The following is a 16,567-nucleotide window of genomic DNA, read 5'->3' on the forward strand; positions in this document are numbered from 1 at the left end:
CCCTAAGTATTTTGCTTCCATTGAAATGCATCTTCTCCAAATATCTCCTTTCCCCAGATGGGAAGTTTTGTTTTGATTTGTTCCAGCGCGTCTTCACAAGCCGCTATAGCCGCCTTTCTGCGAGGTGCAGAGGTGAAAACGAAAAGGCATATCTCACCTGTTTTCACTATACCTAAACTATGATACACATGCATGCAAGACAGGCCATATTTCGGAATGATCGCCTCCCGTATTTCATGCATCTGCTCCAGCGCCATGGCTTCGTAAGCCGTGTATTCAATCGCCGTTACGCCTTCGTCGCGGCGCACCTGTCCGAGAAAGATGCTATGCGCACCAATCTGCTCAAGATGGCTGTGTTTCTGGATCTGCTCCGTCACCAGCGTGGCCGGCACGGGGCCTTGTATGAAAATGTTCTTCATGTGCTTTTTGATTTTAGCCGCCGGAAAATGGTGGCAACAATGCTACTTCTGCACCTGTGTGCAAGTCCTGTTCACCCTGCACCAATTCCTTATTCACCGATATACGGTACGACACGCTTGCCAGCCCGGGATACCGCTCCTGCAACTGCTGTCGCAGCAAAGCTGTATCTGCTACCGCGGGCCAGTCCAGCGATGCCTGTTGCACAATGTCCTGCAACCGCCCGAATACTAAAATAGTCATCGACATGTATAATGTGATTAAATGCCTGCAAATAATAATTTAAACGACGCAATGGCCAATACGCCGGCCAGCACTTGTTTCAACACCGCGTGATTAAATCGCACGGCGCCGACATACGCACCCGCCAATCCACCCACAAAAGCAACACCCACATAGGCCACCATATCCGGCGTAAACGAAACACCTTTTATTAATTGTCCGCCCAATCCGGATAAAGAATTAACGAAGATAAACATGGCGCTCACGGCGGCCGCCTGTTTCTGGTTGGCCCACTTCAACAATAACAACACAGGCGAAAGGATAATACCACCGCCAATGCCGATCATCCCGGACAACAACCCAATTACGCCACCAATACCCAGTGCAGCTGCAATGGGCGCAGGTTTCAGTTGCTCGTCCGGCACGTTCCTGAAAAACACAAAACGTATTACTGGTAATAATAACAATACGCCGAGCAGCTTTTTATAGATCATGCCATCGAGTGTGATTAGCCCACCGACAAACGACATCGGCACGGAGGCCAGCGCGAATGGGATGAACAGCCGCCAGTCGAAATGTCCGCCGCGATAAAATTGAATAAACGCTGTGAGTGAAACAAATAGATTCAGCATTAACGCCGTCGGTTTCATCACATCTGGCGCAATGCCGTAGAGCGCCATCAGCGCCAAATAGCCACTGGCCCCGCCATGACCAACTGACGCGTATAGAAACGCGACCAACAGCAATAAAATATAAAATGTAAGCATCTTCAGGAAATAAAATGTACTGCCACCTCTTCGCCCGCTTTCCATTGTCCGCGGTCTGCATCCAGCGCTACCAGGCAGTTTGCGAGCGCGAACGTGTTTAATTTATATGACTCCTGTCCGGTGAGCAACGTCACTTCCTGCCCGTCGCTGCGTGCTTTCAGGAAGTGCGTGAGTCCGGGCGGTTTTTCGTGATCATGTGTAAGTGGTAATTTTCTAATGCTGCTATCATGGCCCGGATGCTGCATGCGCCAGGCGATTACCGGGCGTACGTATTCGTAAAAACAAGTCAATACGGAAGATGGATTACCCGGTAAACCGAATACGATCTTATCCTCCTTCCTGCCTGCGAATAAAGGCTTCCCGGGTTTTTGTCTGATGCGATGAAACAATGTTTCCACGCCGCATGCTGTCAGTGATTGTGCTACGTAATCGTAATCGCCTACGCTTACGCCGCCCGTCACCAATAATATATCTGCTTCCTCCAGCGCCGCTGCCAGTGCCGCAACAATCTGTTGCGGATCATCGGGTGCGTGACGTACAGTTACTTCTTTTATCCGCCATGGTTCAAGCGCCGCGCGTAATGACCAGGAATTGGATTCGTATACTTGTCCGGGTGCGAGTGGCAGGCCGGGTGTTTGCAATTCATTGCCTGTTACCACGATACTTACGCGAGGTGGTGGGTACACCGCAACATTTGTGAAACCTAACGCAGCAAGCAAACCGGTAGCGGCCGGTGTTAAGAGTGTGCCGGCGGGTAATGCCAATTCATCTGCCCCTATTTCGGAGCCTATTGGGCGCACATTAGAGCCGGCCTGCAGCGCGGTATCGAGAACATGCAACTGTTTATCTGTCACGCTCGTTTTTTCCTGCATCACGACAGTGTCTGCACCCTCCGGCATCGGTGCGCCGGTGAAGATACGTGCGGCTTGTCCGGCCAGTAAAGACATTACCTTCGTCGCGCCTGCGGCTACTTCGCTGGCGATTTGCAGGGGTGATATTTTATCCCAGGCGGCGTAATCGAACGCATAGCCGTCCATTGCCGATTGACGAAAGGCGGGCATGTTACGGGGCGCTTTTACATCCGCAGCCAGTGTGAAACCTGTGGCCTCCTGTAACGGCAACATCGCCGGTGCAGGCACACTGGTATTGGATTGCAGGATGTGAAGTGCGGTGGATACGTCGATCATAAAGTAAGTTGTATAGTTATCCGCCAATGGCGATCATACTACGGTTGACAAGGCTGGCGGCTACTGTATCAGCAAAGTCTTCACCGAACTGGCCGCCGCGCTCCTTCGCTTTCTGCGCCAGGTTTTGCAGGATCAGTTCCTGTACATTCTGGCCGGCTCTTAATGCTGTGAGCAAGTCCGTTTCAGAAGTAGAGAACAGGCAGTTCTTCAGTTTACCATCGGCGGTGAGGCGCAGGCGGTTGCAGGTGCTGCAGAACGGGGCGCTCATACTGCTGATGATCGAGAAAGTACCGGTGTGCCCGGAAGCCTGGAAGTGACGGGCCGTGTCGTGCGGGGCAGACGGGAGGCCGTCGAATGGCGTATGTTCTGCAATGTTCGCCAGCATTTGTTCGTGCGTAAATACGCGGTTGCTGCTCCAGCGATTACCGTCAAAGGGCATAAACTCTATAAACCGTACGTTGATCGGCAGGTGGCGTGTCCATTCCACGAAGGCCGGCAGCTCGTTTTCGTTCACGCCCTTCATCACCACCATATTTATCTTCACGCGGATGCCCTGTTCGAGCAGCTGGTATATATTATGATAGACCGTGTTGAACAGGTCGCGGCGGGTGAGTAACAGATATTTGTCTGCCTGCAGCGTATCGAGGCTGACGTTAATGGTGCGGACGTTGGTTTGTTGGAGGACGGGCAGCATGGGCGCCAACCGGGTACCATTGGTAGTAATCGCCAGTGCTATAGGCAATTCAGACAGGGCGAGCAGGATCTGCGGGGCATCTTTGCGGACCAATGGTTCACCGCCCGTGAGCCGCACCTTGTTAACTCCCATTGCCACGAATGTTTTTACCAGGGATATGATTTCATCCGCCTGCATCATACTTGCAGCCGGCCAGTGCGTATACGACTCCTCCGGCATGCAGTACGTGCAGCGGAGGTTGCAGTTATTCGTAAGCGATAACCGCAGATAGTCGTGTTTCCTGTTAAACCCATCCTTCAGCATAAAAATCACCCCTCTTTCTTCTTCTTTATATAAATAGTAAATAAAAATATATTATCCAAATCACATCATGAGATATAAAATATGAACCTATTTGCCTAATTTCATGATTGTGATCATAAAAATAGCGACTTTTTAGCAACAATTGCGATCATAAGTATTACATATAATATTTTACAATGTAATTAGTATACTGGCCATTTTGCTTTTATAAACCTACGAAAAACTGATGCAAAATCCACAAGGTGCTACCTGATCGACCGCGGACGGGCTGGCAATCCTCTCATACACCCAAACAATGTGCGCCTGGATCATCAATTTAAACTTGTTTGTATGCAAAATGCCACTCAACAACCGCTGCAGAAACTGAACATTTTCAGCCTGAACAGCCTTCAAATGCGCACGTTTCACATCACCTGGCTGATGTTTTTCGTTTGTTTCTTCGGATGGTTCGGCCTCGCGCCGCTCATGCCTACCATCCGGGAAGACCTTCACCTCACCAAAAGCCAGGTAGGTAATATTATCATCGCCTCCGTATCCTCTACCATCCTGGCCCGCCTGCTTATCGGCCGCCTGTGCGATACCTGGGGACCACGTATTACGGCGGTACGACTACTGCTGGTCGGCTCCATCCCGGTGATGCTGGTAGGTTTGTCCAAAGATTACACCACCTTTTTAATATTCCGTTTTGCGATCGGTATTATCGGCGCTTCGTTCGTAGTAACGCAGTTTCACACCTCTATGATGTTTGCACCACACCTGAAAGGTACGGCTAATGCGGTTACCGGCGGCTGGGGCAACCTGGGAGGCGGCGTCACCAATATGGTCATGCCGCTCGTTTTCGCGGCCATCGTTTCTTTCGGCTATACCAAACCCGAAGCCTGGCGTTATGCGATGATCATACCCGGACTCATGATGTGGGGCATCGCTTTCCTTTATTATCGTTATACGAAAGATACGCCGGCAGGTAATTACAAAGACATTGGGCACGAAGGCAGCAAACAGAAGGCTGACTGGTCTGTACTGGCCGACCGCCGCGTTTGGGTGCTTGCGCTGGCTTATGCGATGTGTTTCGGGATGGAGATCACGTTCGACAACGTGGCAGCGCTCCACTTCACCGATTCGTTCGGCTTATCGCAAAGCCACGCAGGTTTTTGGGCCGGTGTTTTCGGGTTCATGAACATCTTTGCCCGCGCACTGGGCGGCATCTTCTCCGATAAAATAGGTTTGCGCTTCGGTCTGAAAGGCAAAGGCTGGCTGCTCGCCATCGTATTGCTGCTCGAAGGCATCGGACTGGTACTGTTCTCCCGTTCCGGCGGCATGGGCATGGCCATCGTATCGATGTTAGGCTTTGCGTTATTCCTGAAAATGGCGAACGGCGCTACTTACGGACTTGTTCCTTTTATTAATGAGAAGAACGTGGGACTGGTGAGCGGCATCGTAGGTGCAGGCGGTAACGTGGGCGGCATGCTGTTCGGGTTTCTTTTTAAATCGTCGAGCATCACATATGTACAGGCTTTTGCTTACATCGGTTTCATTGTAATGGGTGTGGCACTGGTCGTATTAGTGACCCGTTTCGGTAAAATCACAGAAGCGAAACAAGAGCCGGAAAAGGCAGATCAACCGGTATTGGCCATTAACTAACGCTTATGGTAAAAACAACGTGCTGTTATTGCGGCGTAGGATGTGGCGTGATTGTACGCGAAGACAGGAATGGACAAATAACAGTGGAAGGCGACAAAGACCATCCTGTCAACAAGGGCATGCTTTGCTCCAAAGGCATGAACCTCCATTACACCGTGATGGATACGAGCGATCGTTTGTTGCAGCCCGAGATGCGTTATAACCGCTATCAATCCAGGCAGCAGGTAAGCTGGGACCAGGCACTGGAGCGCACTGCCGCCGTGTTTAAAACATTCATCGATAAGTACGGGCCTGATTCGGTGGCCTTCTACGCCTCCGGTCAGTGCCTTACGGAAGAATACTATGTTGTTAATAAACTCATCAAGGGTTTCATCGGCAGTAATAATATAGACACCAACTCCCGTCTTTGCATGAGCAGCGCGGTGGTAGGTTATAAAATGGCATTGGGGGAAGATGCGGTGCCTGTATGTTATGACGACATCGAACTGGCAGACTGCATCTTCGTTGCGGGTGCTAATCCCGCGTGGTGCCATCCTATCCTGTGGCGCAGAGTGGAAGCTGCGAAGGCCGCCAATCCGGACTTACAGATCATTGTAAGCGATCCGAGAGTAACGCAAACCGCTTCCATCGCTACTTTACATTTGCAGGTGCTGCCGGGTACGGACGTGGTGTTACATCACGCCATCGGGAGGATATTGATTGAAGAAGGATATATCGATCCCGTCTTTTTACACGCAAATACCAATGGCTATGAGGCGTATCGCGATAACGTGATGCAACGCAGTGTGGAAGAAGCTGCGGCCATCTGCCAGGTGCCGGCTGAGAATATTCGTCAGGCTGCGCTGCTGATCGGCGAAGCCAAAGGTTTTATGAGTATGTGGACGATGGGGCTGAACCAGAGCGCGATCGGCGTTAATAAAAACCTCAGTTTGCTCAACCTCCATCTCATCACTGGCCAGATTGGCAAACCCGGCTCCGGGCCGCTCTCACTTACGGGCCAGCCTAACGCGATGGGCGGCCGTGAAGTAGGCGGCTTATCTAACTTACTACCTGCTCACCGTAACCTCGAGAACCCCGCGCACCGGCAGGAAGTGCAGGCTTTCTGGGGCGGCACTACGATCTCCGACAAGCCCGGTCTTACCGCTACACAGATGTTCGAAGCATTGGAAAACGGCTCCCTGAAAGCGATCTGGATCATGTGCACCAATCCGTTAGTGAGCTTACCCGATGTAAAAAGAGCAGAAGCCGCGTTGAAGAAAGCGAAGTTTGTGGTAGTGCAGGAGATATCGAACAAGCCGGAAACGCTGGCTTACGCAGATGTGGTACTTCCCGCAGCGGCATGGATAGAAAAGGAAGGGACGATGACCAATGCGGAACGGCGCATCACGTATCTGCCTAAATTAAAAGAACCACCCGGCAATGCTTTGCCAGACGCAGAAATTATTTGTCGGTTTGCGCAGAAGATGGGTTATCACGGATTCGACTATACGGATGCAGCAGCTATTTATGCGGAGCATTGCGCGCTTACAGCAGGCACCAATATCGACATCAGCAGTCTTAGTCACGATACGATCAAAGCCGCCCGCAGCATCCAATGGCCTTATCAGCAACAAGGTACCCAACGCCTGTTCACTGATGGCAAGTTTTATACCCCCGACCAAAAGGCGGTCATTCACAGTTTTCCGGATGTAAATGAATCGGAGTCATTAAGTCCGGAACACCCACTGATCCTTACTACGGGCCGCATCCGCGACCAGTGGCATACGATGAGTAAGACAGGTAAAGTGGGTAAACTAAAACAACATATCCCACAATCATTTATAGAGATACATCCCGAAGACGCGGTGGATCGCGGCATTGGCGAGGGCGACCTCGTAGAAGTGAATGGCGCGCGCGGCTCGGTTCGGGTGAAAGCACAACTGTCTGAAAAGATCAAAAAAGGCGTGGTGTTCCTGCCTATGCACTGGGGAAAGATATTGGGTAATGACCTGCAAAGGGCTAATAATATTACCTCTCCGATGATCGACAAAAAATCGAAGCAGCCTGACTTTAAATACGCCGCTGTGAATGCGCGTCGTTACGTAAAGCCACGGCAGCGCATCCTCATCATCGGTGCCGGCGCCGGCGCACATGGTTTTGTACATAGTTACCGCGCACTGAACCAGGAAGATGAAATCACCATCTTCAGTAAAGAAAAATTACCCTTCTATAATCGCGTGATGCTGCCCGACTACATCAGCGGCAGCCAGGGCTGGGACCAGCTGGTGAAGATGACGAGCCGCCAGGAGCGGGATGCTGACATTCGTTTCCTGAAAGGCGTTTCGGCCACGAAGATCGATCGCGTTGCCAAAACCGTTACCGATGATCTCGGCCAGGTGCATTCGTATGACATACTGATTTTGTCGACCGGCAGCCGGCCTGCAATGTTGAAAGACACGCCACCGCTTCCTGGCATCTTTACCATGCGCACCCGCATCGATGCCGACCAGTTTAAAACGCATGTACAGCCGGGTAAAGGCCGCGTGCTGATCATTGGCGGCGGCTTGCTGGGCATAGAACTCGCTGGCTCGCTTCGTGAAATGAACATTGATGCGACCATCCTGCAACGCGGCTCTAAACTAATGGACCGGCAGCTGGACCCGATGGGCAGCCAGCTTTTACACGAAGCCCTCACCGACCGCGGTATTGAAGTGATCTTTAACGACGAAGTGGCCGGCTACCAGGGCGTTCAGCATGTGGAAGGCGTGCGACTGAAAAGCGGCAGGCTGCTCGACTGCCAGGCCGTGGTGATGTCTATCGGCACCGTACCTAACATAGAACTGGCGCAGGCTGCAGCGCTCGACTGTAAACGCGGCATTGTCGTGAATGAATACCTGCAATCATCCGACCCATCTATTTACGCGATCGGCGAAATCGCCGAATATAATGGCATGACGTACGGCATCACCGCCGCTGCAGAACACCAGGCGTCGATCGTGGCCAGTCACCTTAGCGGCGACATTGGCAGCTATTATAAAGGCACCGTATCCATGAACATACTCAAAATTCATGGCCTGGACCTTTGCTCGCTGGGCATGATAGAAGCGCCGAAAGACGCGGGTTACGAGGAAGTAGTGTTTATCGACCGCGCCAAACATTACTATAAGAAGTGTATTGTTTACCAGGATAAACTCGTCGGCGCGATTCTTATTGGCGATAAGACCGAGTTCTCCGAATTTAAGGACCTGATACAGCAACAAACGGAGCTGTCGGAGAAACGCTTGTCACTGCTACGTTCCGGCAAGAAAGCCACTCCCGTTTCCGGCAAACTCGTTTGCTCCTGTGGCAATGTGGGCGAGGGAAATATCTGTCAGCAGATCGCGGCAGGCATTACCGACTTCCAGCAGTTATGCACCGCTGCCGGGGCGGGACTTGGTTGCGGTAGCTGTAAACCTGAAGTAAAAGCCATCCTGGAGCAACAATTGGCGCTTGTGCCATCATTAACCGCCGACATCAACATATGAAGAAAGATATACCGGTAGCGATCAACTTTACGGGCGGCATCATATCCCCCGGCATCCTGCTTCGCCTGCTCGATGTGGCAGAAGCGGCGATGGTGAAAGAAGTGCGCTTCGGCCTGCGGCAGCAATTGTTGATAGATGTGCCGGAGAAGAATTTCCGCTCGTTCCAAAAGAATTGCGATGCTAACGGGCTCGCCTATCTGAAAGGCAGCAGGCCGGCACCGAATGTGACGAGTACGTATCCCGCTACAGGCATCCTGCTGCAGGACAGCTGGCTGGCAGAGGGCGTGTACAAAGACATTTTCGATTCTTTTGAATTCAGTCCGTCATTGAAGATCAGCATCTGCGACCGGGAACAAACCTTTGTTCCGTATTTCAGCAGTCATATCAACTGGATTGCCGCCACCAATCAACACTACTGGCACCTGGCTATTCGTCCGCCGAAATCCAATACCATCCTGCACTGGCCGGAACTGGTGTACAGTAATAACATTGCTGACGTATCTGCCTCGATAGAAAAAATGCTGCTGGCCGGCGTTACCGAATTGAACGAACTGGTGAACCACATCAGCGTATCGTATATTAGTCTGCCCGTCACCCATCCCCTCCCCTTGCCTACCTTCCATCTGCCTTATTATGAAGGATTTAACCGGGAAGGGCAGCAATACTGGTTGGGGATATATCGCCGGAACGAGCAGTTTTCCGTTCAATTACTAAAAGAAATTTGCAACATCTGCCTGGAAACCGGCATAGGTGAATTGTACGCGACCACCTGGAAATCGCTGATCATAAGACATATATCACCGGCCCACCGGCCTTTGTGGGATTATGTTTTAGGCAAACACCGCGTAAACGTACGGCATGCCGCCAATGAGCTGAACTGGATCGTGGAGAGTGAGGAAGATCTGCAACTGAAGCGCCACATCATCCGGCATTTTGACCGGGAGGATGTGCGTACTTATGGGTTGTGCTTCAACATTCGTATGAAAAGTACGACGGGGTTGTTCGGGTCTGTTATTATCCGTTTGCGGGGGAATGCTGCTTCCGGGCGGCTGCGCTCCCAGGATCGTTTTGACATCTTGTACGCCCGCGACTTCAACCCCAACGCCAGCGAATGGATATTGTACCGCGAGCAGGTGCAGAAAGAACACCTGGGCGTGTACCTGGTATCGTTATGCAAGACCTTTTATGAGCATAACAGCCAGGAAGACCTGCTGCAGCGCTACTACGTTCAAAACCATATCGCTGCTACCGCCGAAACCACCGCTGTCCCTCTTCACCAGTGCCCCGACTGCCTTACCGTATACGATCCTGCCACCGGCGATCCGGAACAGGGCGTTACCCCGGGCACCTTATTCAGCGACCTACCGGACACGTATATATGTAACGTTTGCGAGGCGCCACTGGCATGTTATAAAACTGTGACGGCTATATGATGCTACGGTAAGTTTCATTATCTTCAGGCAGGCTGCCCCGTCAACCAGGCAGCGTTTTATTATTAAGCACTAATGCCCAGTTCGATGAAACATTACCTGTTGTTGTTTTCATTGTTGTTTTCATTGTTGTTATCAGTACTGGCGCTCAAAGCCCAGTCAGCATTTCCACTTTATGAAGGCGCTATTCCCGGTAACCTCTCCGGTAAAAATGAGGAAACGAGCGAAACCAGCGGAGGCATTCTTCGCATCTCCAAAGTATCAGAACCAACACTCACCGTTTATCGCCCGGCGAAATCGAAAGCCAATGGAGCGGCTGTGATTATTTGTCCGGGTGGCGGCTACCGCATTTTAGCCGCAGCCCACGAAGGGGCGGATGTGGCAAAGGCGTTTAATAAGATAGGCGTTTCCGCATTCGTGTTGAAATACCGCATTCCCGATGCAACGAAACAATCAACCCCATCGATCGCACCACTACAGGATGCGCAACAAGCCATTCGTATGGTGCGTAAAAACTTCCAGCGCTGGAACATCGATCCGCAGCGGATCGGTATTATGGGCTTTTCAGCGGGCGGGCACCTGGCTTCCACGGCAGGTACGCATTATGATAGTTGCTTTATCCCTAACCCGGAGAACATTAGTCTTCGCCCCGATTTTATGATGTTGATTTATCCTGTCGTAAGCTTTAACCATAATGCACACCAGGGTTCAGCATTTAACTTACTCGGTCACAATCCGGGTACTCAATCACTGACTTATTTCTCTAATGACGAACAAGTGAGTCCTACTACGCCCCCTACCTTCCAGGTGTTTGCAGCGGACGATGATGTAGTACCACCTGCCAACAGTATCAAATTTTACGAGGCACTGCGCAAATATAAAATACCTGCGGAGCTGCACATCTTTCAGCAAGGTGGACATGGATTCGGATTACAGATCAAAGGTCGCACCGAGCGCTGGATGGACCGTTGCGCCGACTGGATGAGCAGCAACGGATGGCTCTCTGCCTCGCCAACCCGCACACATCTTTATGTGAAAGGCCGCTTCCTGTATACACCCGGCGGCGAGAAAGTCGTATTGAGAGGCGTGAATAAGATGAACGTGTGGTCAGATAAAACCGGTGAAAAGTCCTTCCCCGAAATCGCTAAGACCGGCGCCAACACCGTTCGGATCGTCTGGACAACCGCCGGCGGCGGTGGCGCACAACTGGACACTATCATTGGCAACAGTATCAAACATAAACTGATCCCGATTATCGAGTTGCATGATGCTACAGGCAATTGGGACAAGCTGCAACTCTGTGCAGATTATTGGGTGCGTAAAGATGTAGTCGCTGTTATTAAAAAGTATCGTCGTTATTTGTTACTTAATATTGCTAACGAGGCCGGCGACAACAAAGTAACGCAGGAACAATTCAACACCCGTTATTCATCCGTTATTAAACAATTACGCAAAGCCGGGATAGATGTACCACTCGTCATCGACGCCGCCAACTGGGGCCGTAACGAAAACTTCCTGATCAATGGCGCCGATGCTTTGCTACAGGCCGATCCTGAGAAGAACCTCATCTTCTCCTGGCACATATGGGATTCGGGTATTGCTAATAGTCGCATAGCCGGTGCGATCGACAAGTCCATTCAAAAGAACTTCATGTTATTGGTCGGCGAGTTTGCCCCTATGGAAGTGAAGTGTAACTGTTGTATTCCATACCACTACATTTTAGAATACTGCCAACACCAAAGCATTGGCTGGCTGGCCTGGAGCTGGGGGCCGGGCAACGGCGATTGTGCCGCCATGGATATGACGAAGACCGATGCTTACGAAAGTTTGTACGGCTGGGGCAAGGAAGTGGCGGAAACACATCCTTTTAGTATAAAGCATACGTCGTTGCGACCGTTGTCGTTGTTTAGATGATATGGAGAAGCGCTGGTGATGAGCCGGCGTTTTTTTTGTGCATAGGATTGATTTACCTGAGCCCCCTGTTAAGGGTTTGGTGCATTTTGATGTATGAAACATCCTGATTAGGGCTGACTTCATAGAAGCTTCTATTGCACTGTTTCCTTGTTAAGACCGGGCAGATCCCGATTAGACAATCCCTTAAAAGCGATGCTCTTCAGCAGCAAAAAAACTGATCCGCAGTATACAGCAAATAAAAAGCCCCGGCTAGTGCCGAGGCTTTATAAATCGAATTTGTAGTTCCGAGATTAGATCGCCGGAGCTGCAGGTGCTGATGGAGCAGAAGGTGCTTTGGTAGCAGGCTTCTTAGCAGCAACTTTCTTCTTTGGAGCAGCTTTCTTAGCAGCAGCTTTTTTAGGAGCAGCTTTCTTAGCAGCGGCTTTCTTTGGAGCAGCTTTCTTAGCAGCAGCTTTTTTAGGAGCAGCTTTCTTAGCAGCGGCTTTCTTTGGAGCAGCCTTCTTAGCAGCAGCTTTTTTAGGAGCAGCTTTCTTAGCAGCGGCTTTTTTAGGAGCAGCTTTCTTAGCAGCAGCTTTTTTAGGAGCGGCTTTCTTAGCAGCAGCTTTCTTTGGAGCAGCTTTCTTAGCAGCAGCTTTTTTAGGAGCGGCTTTCTTAGCAGCAGCTTTCTTTTTAGGCGCAGCTTTTTTAGCAGCCGCTTTTTTAATTGTTGCCATTGTTTTTTGAATTTTGGGTTAGTAATTAAAATTGGGTATTAAAAAAAACTTTATGGCAAACACTAACTTAGGCTTCCGCCTGAGCAGTGGTGTCAAATGATTTTACAGAAACGTAAGTTTTGTTCTCACGGCCTTTTCTGAATTCCACTACACCATCTGTCATCGCGAAAATGGTAAAATCTCTACCAATTCCAACGTTCTGACCAGCATGGTATACTGTACCACGCTGACGGATGATGATGTTACCAGCTACGGCAACCTGACCACCGAAGATTTTTACTCCAAGCCTCTTGCTCTGGGAATCGCGGCCGTTCTTTACACTACCTTCACCTTTTTTATGTGCCATTGTATAAGGTCTTTAAACTTTTTAATAATTAAGCAATATCGTTGATCCTGATTTTAGTAAAATGGGTACGGTGACCAACTTTCTTCCTGAAACCCTTGCGGCGCTTCATTTTAAAAGCTATCACTTTATCCCCTTGTACATGGCTGAGGATCTCTGCTTTGATCACTGATTTTACATCAGTACCTACGGTCAGGCTGGTGTCATTGTTTAACAGCAACACTTCAGAGAATTCTACTTTATCTCCAACGTTGCCATTCAATTGCTGAACAAAGATCTCCTGATCTTTTTGCACCTTGAATTGCTGACCTGATATTTTAACAACTGCGAACATAGTTATCCAAAAATAATTTCGGCAAAGGTAACCTTTACTTTTAAATGAACAAAGTTTTTCGTACTTTTTATGTGGACCCAAGTACAAAATACGCAGGTCGTCACACAATAATTCCACCAAAGATACGGACTTTTTACAATTTTAGTTTTTTTTAACAATTGTTTGTAATTGTTTGCCAGCGGCTGAGGATGAACACCCAACCTATCTACCTCGATCAATTCCTCAAAATAAGGCAGTGCCCGCGGCGCAATGCGTCACAATTTTTATACTTTTGTTTTTTACCTTAATTTAATAAACACAGCGGCATGAAGTTTAAAGCACTGCTGGCCAAGCCTTTTGCTTCTTATATATCTGCCAAGATCAGGAAGGAAATGATGCGGGCGGTAGAAGATCAGGGAGCTATCTGGCAAGATTTGATCAAAACTGGCAAAAAGACTGAATTTGGTAGCGAACATGGTTTTAACGCCATCAGTACCTACGAAGAATATAAGCAGGCTGTACCTATCCGTGATTACGAGCAGTACCGCCCCTATATAGATAAGATCAAACAGGGTAAACACAACGTACTGTGGAAGGGACAACCCATTTACCTGGCTAAAACTTCCGGCACTACCAGCGGCGTTAAATATATCCCGATCTCGAAAGACTCGATTTCCAATCATATCGATACGGCCCGTAACGCCCTGCTGTGCTACATGGCAGAAACTGGCAATACGGCTTTTGCAGATGGAAAGCTGATCTTCCTGTCCGGCTCTCCCGAACTGGAACGTATCGGCGACATCCCGACCGGGCGCCTCAGCGGCATTGTGAATCACCACGTACCGAAGTACCTGCGCACGAACCAGCTTCCTTCGTACGAAACGAACTGTATCGACGACTGGGAAACGAAGCTGTCTAAGATCGTAGACGAAACCATCAACCAGGATATGACGCTCATCAGCGGCATACCACCATGGATGCAGATGTATTTTGACGAACTGATCGCGCGTAGCGGTAAAAAAGTGGGAGAACTGTTCAAAAACCTCAGTGTACTGGTACACGGCGGGGTGAACTTTGAACCTTATAAGGCCAAACTGCTCGACTCTATCGGCCGGCCCATGCATACGGTGGAAACATTCCCGGCCTCCGAAGGCTTCTTCGCCTTCCAGGATACGCAAACGCAGGAAGGGCTGCTGCTGAATACGAACAGCGGTATCTTCTTTGAATTTGTGCCTGCCGGCGAGATCTTCTCCGAAAACCCAACCCGCCTTTCCCTGAAAGATGTAAAAGTGGGTGAGAACTATGCGCTGATCGTGAACAGCAACGCGGGTATGTGGGCCTATAATATTGGAGATACGGTTAAATTCGTATCGACCAATCCATACCGCCTCGTGGTAACCGGTCGCACGAAACACTTCATTTCTGCCTTTGGCGAACACGTAATCGGCGAAGAAGTAGAGCATAGCCTGATGAGCATCGCGGCGCAGGAAAACATTCGTATTATCGAATTTACCGTGGCGCCAAGGGTGCAAACAGATGGCGAACTGCCTTACCACGAATGGTTCGTGGAATTTGAAAATGCACCGGCGGACATAACTGCGTTTGCCAAAAAGGTAGATGATGCCATGCGCAAAAAGAACATTTATTATGACGACCTGCTTACCGGCAACATTCTTCAAACGTTGAAGATTCGCCCGATTAAGAAAAACGGGTTCATCGAGTATATGAAATCGATAGGACGCCTGGGCGGACAAAATAAAGTGCCCCGTCTCAGCAACGATCGTAAAATAGCGGATGGTCTCGCGCCGTTCCTGTAACATTCACGCCTTCGTTAATCTTTAGAAAGACACGGCAAACCATTAACCACTATTCTTTTCTGACAAGAGGTCATTCTCTTGTGTTGATAACATGACCATGAGTAAGAAACGTATTGGCATTTTCGGCTCTACCGGCTCCATTGGCAAACAAGCGCTGGACGTGATAGAAGCGCACCCCGAAAAGTTTGAAGTAGAAGTGCTGACGGCCCAGAACAATGCGGAGCTGCTGATCGAGCAGGCCTTAAAGTTCAGGCCCAACGCCGTTGTGATAGGTGATGAAAACAAGTACACCCAGGTGAAGGATGTGCTGTTCGACAAAGGCATCAAAGTGTTTGCCGGCGCCAAAGCGATGGTGGAAGTGGCATCCTGGAATACGATCGACATGATGCTGGCCGCCATTGTTGGTTTCGCGGGATTGGCCCCTACCCTTTCAGCGATTGAACAGGGCACACCGGTAGCGCTGGCCAATAAGGAAACATTGGTAGTAGCAGGCGATATCGTCATGGCTACCGCGCGCCGTAAGAACGTGCCGGTAATCCCCGTAGATTCTGAGCATGCCGCCATCTTCCAATGCCTGATCGGCGAACCGGCAGGCAGTGTGGAGAAAGTAGTGCTTACCGCTTCCGGCGGACCTTTCCTCGGTAAGAAGCCCAACTATCTTATCAATGTAAAAAAAGACCACGCCCTGCAGCATCCTAACTGGAGCATGGGCGCAAAAATCACGATCGATTCCGCCACCCTCATGAACAAAGGCCTGGAAATGATCGAAGCGCGCTGGTTATTTAACCTTACGGCCGACCAGATCGACGTGATCGTACATCCGCAGTCCATCATCCACTCCATGGTGCAGTTTACCGACGGCTCTATGAAAGCACAAATGGGCCTTCCGGACATGAAGCTGCCTATCCAGTATGCAATGGGCTTCCCACAAAGGTTGCCGAACGCATTTCCGCGGTTCTCTTTTAAAAATTATCCATCGCTCACCTTCGAAGCACCCGATACCAAAACCTTCCGCAACCTGGCTATTGCCATGGAAGTGCTTAAGATTGGTGGTAACTCCGCCTGCGTGATGAACGCCGCGAACGAAGAAGTGGTAAACGCCTTCCTCCGTAACCGCATCGGCTTTTTGCAGATGACCGAGGTAATTGAAGAAACCCTGGCCAAAATACCTTTCCAGGCCAAACCGACCCTCAACGATTATTATCTCACTGACGCCGCAGCGCGCAATTATGCTGCATCTTTGGTAGATCGCCTGGGCTGATAACAGTCTTATAACACTTAACCATTTTTAAAAAAGCATTAC

General features: G+C 50.0%; 14 protein-coding genes. 6 read left to right on the plus strand and 8 right to left on the minus strand.

Annotated elements, in window-relative coordinates; genetic code table 11:
• Positions 1–2: 2 nt before the first annotated feature.
• Genes MKQ68_RS15025 through moaA form a run of 5 tightly spaced genes read right to left on the minus strand, consistent with a single transcriptional unit; the run spans position 3 to position 3,590 of the window.
• Positions 3–419, minus strand: coding sequence for a molybdenum cofactor biosynthesis protein MoaE (locus tag MKQ68_RS15025; RefSeq protein WP_244839531.1), 417 nt, complete (start codon positions 417–419; stop codon positions 3–5).
• A 13-nt stretch (positions 420–432) separates the two neighbouring features.
• Positions 433–666 (minus strand): MoaD/ThiS family protein, encoded by a 234-nt coding sequence (locus MKQ68_RS15030; RefSeq protein ID WP_244839533.1) that lies wholly within the window; start codon positions 664–666, stop codon positions 433–435.
• Between the two features lie 11 nt (positions 667–677).
• A complete protein-coding gene (locus tag MKQ68_RS15035) occupies positions 678–1,406 on the minus strand; it encodes a sulfite exporter TauE/SafE family protein (protein ID WP_244839534.1) in 729 nt (242 codons plus the stop codon).
• Between the two features lie 2 nt (positions 1,407–1,408).
• Positions 1,409–2,593 carry a molybdopterin molybdotransferase MoeA gene (locus MKQ68_RS15040; RefSeq protein ID WP_264279838.1) on the minus strand — a complete coding sequence of 395 codons (1,185 nt, stop codon included), beginning with the start codon at positions 2,591–2,593 and terminating at the stop codon, positions 1,409–1,411.
• Positions 2,594–2,609: 16 nt separating this feature from the next.
• Complete coding sequence (gene moaA / locus MKQ68_RS15045; RefSeq protein WP_244839538.1) at positions 2,610–3,590, minus strand: GTP 3',8-cyclase MoaA; 981 nt, start codon at positions 3,588–3,590, stop codon at positions 2,610–2,612.
• Positions 3,591–3,920: 330 nt separating this feature from the next.
• Between moaA and MKQ68_RS15050 the strand changes: the two genes are divergently transcribed.
• From MKQ68_RS15050 to MKQ68_RS15065, 4 genes are all read left to right on the plus strand, one after another.
• Positions 3,921–5,231 (plus strand): NarK family nitrate/nitrite MFS transporter, encoded by a 1,311-nt coding sequence (locus tag MKQ68_RS15050; RefSeq protein WP_244839539.1) that lies wholly within the window; start codon positions 3,921–3,923, stop codon positions 5,229–5,231.
• Positions 5,232–5,236: 5 nt separating this feature from the next.
• Positions 5,237–8,734: a nitrate reductase gene (locus MKQ68_RS15055; protein WP_264279839.1), complete on the plus strand. Its 3,498-nt coding sequence runs from the start codon at positions 5,237–5,239 to the stop codon at positions 8,732–8,734.
• Positions 8,731–10,167: a rubredoxin gene (locus MKQ68_RS15060; RefSeq protein WP_264279840.1), complete on the plus strand. Its 1,437-nt coding sequence runs from the start codon at positions 8,731–8,733 to the stop codon at positions 10,165–10,167. The genes MKQ68_RS15055 and MKQ68_RS15060 overlap by 4 nt, the downstream gene beginning before the upstream one ends.
• An 84-nt stretch (positions 10,168–10,251) precedes the next feature.
• Entirely contained in the window at positions 10,252–12,078 is a 1,827-nt protein-coding gene (locus MKQ68_RS15065) for a cellulase family glycosylhydrolase (RefSeq protein ID WP_264279841.1), read from the plus strand.
• 290 nt (positions 12,079–12,368) lie between these two features.
• Here MKQ68_RS15065 and MKQ68_RS15070 read toward each other — a convergent pair whose 3' ends face one another.
• The 3 genes from MKQ68_RS15070 to rplU all read right to left on the minus strand — a co-directional run bounded on the left by MKQ68_RS15070 (position 12,369) and on the right by rplU (position 13,468).
• Positions 12,369–12,791: a hypothetical protein gene (locus MKQ68_RS15070; protein ID WP_264279842.1), complete on the minus strand. Its 423-nt coding sequence runs from the start codon at positions 12,789–12,791 to the stop codon at positions 12,369–12,371.
• A 67-nt stretch (positions 12,792–12,858) separates the two neighbouring features.
• A complete protein-coding gene (rpmA, locus tag MKQ68_RS15075) occupies positions 12,859–13,137 on the minus strand; it encodes a 50S ribosomal protein L27 (protein ID WP_248073049.1) in 279 nt (92 codons plus the stop codon).
• A gap of 28 nt (positions 13,138–13,165) precedes the next feature.
• Positions 13,166–13,468: a 50S ribosomal protein L21 gene (gene rplU / locus MKQ68_RS15080; RefSeq protein WP_244839545.1), complete on the minus strand. Its 303-nt coding sequence runs from the start codon at positions 13,466–13,468 to the stop codon at positions 13,166–13,168.
• A 305-nt stretch (positions 13,469–13,773) separates the two neighbouring features.
• Here rplU and MKQ68_RS15085 point away from each other — a divergent pair, with 305 nt between their 5' ends.
• Both MKQ68_RS15085 and MKQ68_RS15090 read left to right on the plus strand, forming a co-directional pair.
• Positions 13,774–15,264, plus strand: a complete 1,491-nt coding sequence (locus MKQ68_RS15085) for a GH3 auxin-responsive promoter family protein (protein ID WP_264279843.1) — start codon at positions 13,774–13,776, stop codon at positions 15,262–15,264.
• 97 nt (positions 15,265–15,361) lie between these two features.
• Entirely contained in the window at positions 15,362–16,525 is a 1,164-nt protein-coding gene (locus MKQ68_RS15090; protein WP_264279844.1) for a 1-deoxy-D-xylulose-5-phosphate reductoisomerase, read from the plus strand.
• Positions 16,526–16,567 lie beyond the last annotated feature (42 nt).

This window comes from Chitinophaga horti, from assembly GCF_022867795.2.
GTDB lineage: Bacteria > Bacteroidota > Bacteroidia > Chitinophagales > Chitinophagaceae > Chitinophaga > Chitinophaga horti.